The following is a 2338-nucleotide window of genomic DNA, read 5'->3' on the forward strand; positions in this document are numbered from 1 at the left end:
TGGCGCCATTTTTCCCCAAAGTTCATCACTGAGCCGCCATTTGTTGTTTGCCATACTCTCTATACCTTCAGAAATTATCCGTTCTAGAATATTATACAATATGACAATTCCTTTTGGGATAGGCTCTAAGCAGCTAATATGGCCTAGGTTCGATATTATACCGAACTTAGACCATTTAGTTGAGAATTAGTCACCTAGAGGAATTACTTCGGATAACTCGTTCAATAGGTTGTCCATTCTCGTCAAAATATCGGCTTGGCCAAATTTCTGAGGGATGTACTCCGAGATTGTTCGCAATAATCCACTCTCCTTTAGGCCAAGGTCGTGATAGAGCATTAGCTAATGTAGATGAGCTAAGTCCCTCCTTACGTGATACCGCTGCTAAGGTAGTGCCGAGCTTACGTAAGGCAGCGATAATGTCGGCGGTATGCCAATCTTTTTTATTCATTTCCTTTATATCTCCATATAACAAACGCAATAAATTATCCTATTTTGGGATATTTAAGTAAATGGTTGATATTCGATTTTGGGATATTAATCAAGGTTAAAGAAATGGCATCGATTTATTCATATGAATATCAATTGGTTATAAACACTCTTCGTAAAGCTAGGATAGAAAAAGGTATTACTCAAAAAAGCTTGGCTCAAGCCTTAGATCGACCTCAATCATTTATTGCTAAAATTGAAAATGGTGAAAGAAGGTTGGATGTGGTTGAATTTGTGCATATAGCACACTTGCTATCTGTCGATTATGTGCTAATTTTAGAAAAAATTTTGTTCAAAAAACAACCTAAAAAGTTAAAATGATCGGAGCTTATAAAATAAAAAATCCCATTTTGGTATAAATCAACAATCGATTGATATTTAATCCTAAATGCTTAGTAGGATTAAATATATGGTTTCAATTTACTCTGATGAATATCAAATAGTTATCAAAGCACTCCGTGAGGCTCGTATAGCAAAGGGGGTCACGCAAGAGAATTTAGCTCAAGCGCTAGATCGCCCTCAATCGTTTATTGCGAAAGTTGAGAATGGTGAAAGAAGATTGGATGTTGTGGAATTTGTTCATATAGCACATTTGTTATCATTAGAACCAAGTGTTCTCATAAAAAGAATCCCAAGAAAATATTCCTCGATATGCTGATAACTTTCTATCTACGCTAGTTTCATCAGATAGCGTAGCTAAAGAGGGATTCACATAGTTAACTATATTAACTATGTGGTAGAACAATTAGGGTTTAATATCCCTAAAGTTGTTTTTTATACTCCGTGTTATGCAGTATCTATACACATTTTACTCGGCTAACACTTAATTGGAGCTATCTGCGCTCTTTTTGCGCAGATAGATGTAACTAAACCGGTTCCGCTCTAGGCTGGAGGGGGCTGGTTTATGAGATCATGAGGTCGGCCTTTTCAGCTATAGCGATTTCCCCAATTTTCGGAGCTTCGGCTCCCTTAATTTGACCAACGATTTTTACGCATTGCGTATTGCTAACTTATATGCTGAATTCCGAAAATGACTTCACGTTTTTCCTGTCTATACGCTCATTCTTCTCGTTCGGTTAGGTAAATTTGTCAGGCGCTTCTTAATAACTTCTTAGTCTCAAGATAGAGGTTTATAAGGCTAAGATAGCTTTACATTAGAGGTAGGTTCAAGTTCAGCTAAGATCATAGCTGAATGCATTCCAATCATTTTCATTTGGTTTCTGTACTGTGCATTATGATAGGGGTGTTAACCCCATTTTAATGAGTGCAGAATATACCGCCTAACTGTTCGGAATTGGTTACCGTGCTACAGATTTAAAGGAAAAATGGGTAAATTGAATAAATTACAGTCATATTTACGACGCTAGTTGTGTAAAAAATTTTCAATAGATGAAACGCAATTGTCGCTTTATTTATCGAGCGGATAAGCGAAATTTATCGCGCGCGGCGTCAGGTAACACGCCGGTAGAGTATGTGATGGAATTTATGGAGATATAAGTATGGCAATATCCAACAACGACAAGATGTGCCCGGCTGTCACATCAATCACCTGCACAATGGAAATAGGCGTTTCCCGCTGATGAAGATCCCTGTTATCTGGCGGAAAAAGCCGAATACGCCCTGCGTCTGCCGGCAATGATTATCACCAAACTGGGCGCTATTCGCTTTCTTAATCAAATCATTATGAGTGGGTTGATTAAGGTTGAGGAGCTTAAGCATGACTTTCTGTGGCCCTATAAAGCGGAAGTGGTGTTTGCTATCCGCGGGAAGAAGGATGTTCCTCTGCCTATGCTGGCGACCAGTCAAGTCTCTAAGCAGCGTTATGGTGATAATTTACCGCAATCCAGTAATC

4 protein-coding genes and 1 pseudogene are annotated in these 2338 nt (G+C 38.6%); 3 read left to right on the forward strand and 2 right to left on the reverse strand.

The genetic code is table 11. The features are described 5' to 3' along the window. Positions 1 to 190: 190 nt before the first annotated feature. Positions 191 to 448 carry a helix-turn-helix domain-containing protein gene (locus AAC155_RS24000; RefSeq protein WP_011147602.1) on the reverse strand — a complete coding sequence of 86 codons (258 nt, stop codon included), beginning with the start codon at positions 446 to 448 and terminating at the stop codon, positions 191 to 193. Positions 449 to 552: 104 nt separating this feature from the next. Between AAC155_RS24000 and AAC155_RS24005 the strand changes: the two genes are divergently transcribed. Then, a complete protein-coding gene (locus tag AAC155_RS24005; RefSeq protein ID WP_041380249.1) occupies positions 553 to 807 on the forward strand; it encodes a helix-turn-helix domain-containing protein in 255 nt (84 codons plus the stop codon). Positions 808 to 895: 88 nt separating this feature from the next. Then, entirely contained in the window at positions 896 to 1144 is a 249-nt protein-coding gene (locus tag AAC155_RS24010) for a helix-turn-helix domain-containing protein (RefSeq protein WP_011147600.1), read from the forward strand. Positions 1145 to 1969: 825 nt separating this feature from the next. Here the strand turns inward: AAC155_RS24010 and AAC155_RS24015 are convergent. After that, positions 1970 to 2122 carry a hypothetical protein gene (locus AAC155_RS24015; RefSeq protein ID WP_229015808.1) on the reverse strand — a complete coding sequence of 51 codons (153 nt, stop codon included), beginning with the start codon at positions 2120 to 2122 and terminating at the stop codon, positions 1970 to 1972. Between AAC155_RS24015 and AAC155_RS24020 the strand changes: the two are divergent. After that, positions 2122 to 2338: pseudogene (locus AAC155_RS24020) on the forward strand (VRR-NUC domain-containing protein); the annotation flags it as partial. The gene AAC155_RS24015 and the pseudogene AAC155_RS24020 sit on opposite strands and share 1 nt — an antisense overlap.

This window comes from Photorhabdus sp. HUG-39 (assembly GCF_963878365.1).
Taxonomy (GTDB): Bacteria; Pseudomonadota; Gammaproteobacteria; order Enterobacterales; family Enterobacteriaceae; genus Photorhabdus; species Photorhabdus kayaii.

Excerpts from the sequence above, each read along its gene's own strand:
- AAC155_RS24010 (WP_011147600.1), top strand. The coding sequence starts at position 896 with ATGGTTTCAATTTACTCTGATGAATATCAAATAGTTATCAAAGCACTC.
- AAC155_RS24000 (WP_011147602.1), bottom strand. The coding sequence starts at position 448 with ATGAATAAAAAAGATTGGCATACCGCCGACATTATCGCTGCCTTACGT.
- AAC155_RS24005 (WP_041380249.1), top strand. The coding sequence starts at position 553 with ATGGCATCGATTTATTCATATGAATATCAATTGGTTATAAACACTCTT.